1 protein-coding gene is annotated in these 226 nt (G+C 39.4%); it reads left to right on the forward strand.

The window, feature by feature from the left end; all coding sequences use genetic code 11:
* Positions 1 to 40: 40 nt before the first annotated feature.
* On the forward strand, positions 41 to 226 hold a 186-nt coding region (locus AACQ14_RS24475; protein ID WP_339366135.1), incomplete at its 3' end, for a hypothetical protein.

Consider the following 226-nt stretch of genomic DNA (forward strand, 5'->3'; position numbering starts at 1 on the left):
GGGTGAAGCAGTAGCGTTAAATCAAATAGTCGCTCGTCTAATGAGTCCAGAGTTAGATGCTTTAATTAAGCAACAACAATCAACACTAGAGCAATTAAGCATCAGTGCGAATCGGGGTGTACTAGCAGATAAAGAAGCACAACTTGATCTTGAAAGTAATATGAATGCTGCGCAATCAGAGTTAAACGTTGCTAAGCGTGAATTTCAACGTGCAGAAATATCATAC

Origin of the sequence: Vallitalea maricola, from assembly GCF_036985595.1 — a bacterium.
GTDB classification, from domain to species: domain Bacteria; phylum Bacillota; class Clostridia; order Lachnospirales; family Vallitaleaceae; genus Vallitalea; species Vallitalea maricola.